A 1,313-nucleotide genomic window follows, 5' to 3' on the forward strand; every position below is an offset into this window, starting at 1 on the left:
AGGGCCCCGGCGACCGGCATTGCGATCATCGAGCCCACCCCCAGGCACAACAGCAAAAGGCCGAGGGTGCCCTCATTGAGTTGGGCGCGGGCCTTGGCATAGGGCACCAGTGGTGCCCAGGCGGCGATGCCGAAGCCGGCGATGAAAAACGCGATGCGGGTCGACATTTGTTCCAGCCGCCCGGGTACCACGGGCGCTGGGGTGCTGATGGCGGTCATGAAAAATCCTTGGTTTTGCGTTCAACGAACGATGTGCAGCGCAACATCCTTGCACATCAGGCCGTATCGAGCGAGCCGGGTTCCCTTGGCATGCCTGAACACAGGGCCAAACATTTTTTCCAGGATCAGGGAACGCGACGGGCCTTTCCAACCACTATCAGTTCGTAGGACAAGTAACCACTTGAGGTGCGAGGTGGCCTGGAAGGTGCGTAATCCCCGCGAGAACTGGTGAACCCCGGGCTTCCAGCGACGGATTACCACCTTCCAGGCCGATCCTCTCACTTCAGCAGCCGCGCCAGTTTGCCATCCCGCACCTGCAACACTTCAAACAAGCCCAGGGCCTGCAGGGCGGGGAGGGCTTGCAGGATGTCCTGTTCGGCCAGCAAGCGCTGCTCGTCCGGGGTGGCCGGATCGCACCAGGTTCTGGCGTTGGCGAGGAATGCGCCCACCGTGCCCTTGCGCACGGTCACGCCATTGAATTGGCCTTGGTCGAGATGGTCGGGAAGCACGTCTTCTGCACGCATGGCGGAGCCCTCAATGAATGAATCCGCAGTCTGGGCGTGCGCAAATGGCTACACTGCCTTATCCAGGTCATCCAATACGGTAAAGCTGCCATATGCCGTCAACACTCGTTTCAGCCCAGCTCGCCAATGCGACCGGCGGTCCGTTGCTGGTGGCGACGTTGCGCAGCAGTCCGGTAGCACGCACCACGGCCCTTCATCAGCATGCCCGCGGGCAATTGCTCGGAGCCCAGCGCGGGTTGTTGTCGGTGCAGGCGGCGCACCAGCATTGGGTAGTACCGGCCACCCATGCGGTGTGGATTGCCCCCGACTGTTCCCACGCCTTGCGTTCCCACGGGCCGTTTGATGGCTGGAGTGTGTATGTCGAACCCCAGGCATGTGCAGGGCTGCCCCGACAGACGTGCGTTATCGCCACGTCGGCCTTGTTGCTGGAAGCCGTCAGGCGCGCGGCAACCTGGAGCCAGCTGCTGCTCGAGCCGCCACAGTCACGGATCGCCCAGGTGATCCTTGATGAAATCGCCGGGTTGCCCCAGGAACCATTCGGCTTGCCGCTGCCCCGGGACCCGCGCCTGTT

1 protein-coding gene and 2 pseudogenes are annotated in these 1,313 nt (G+C 62.9%); 1 reads left to right on the forward strand and 2 read right to left on the reverse strand.

Annotated elements, in window-relative coordinates:
• Together HX846_RS37405 and HX846_RS37410 are read right to left on the reverse strand one after the other, a co-directional pair.
• Positions 1-218 (reverse strand): annotated as a pseudogene (locus tag HX846_RS37405) (MFS transporter); the annotation flags it as partial.
• A 278-nt stretch (positions 219-496) separates the two neighbouring features.
• Complete coding sequence (locus HX846_RS37410) at positions 497-742, reverse strand: hypothetical protein (protein ID WP_008432748.1); 246 nt, start codon at positions 740-742, stop codon at positions 497-499.
• Between the two features lie 245 nt (positions 743-987).
• Here HX846_RS37410 and HX846_RS37415 point away from each other — a divergent pair.
• Positions 988-1,313 (forward strand): annotated as a pseudogene (locus HX846_RS37415) (AraC family transcriptional regulator); the annotation flags it as partial.

Origin of the sequence: Pseudomonas sp. K5002 (genome assembly GCF_013386655.1) — a bacterium.
In the GTDB taxonomy this organism is placed as follows: domain Bacteria; phylum Pseudomonadota; class Gammaproteobacteria; order Pseudomonadales; family Pseudomonadaceae; genus Aquipseudomonas.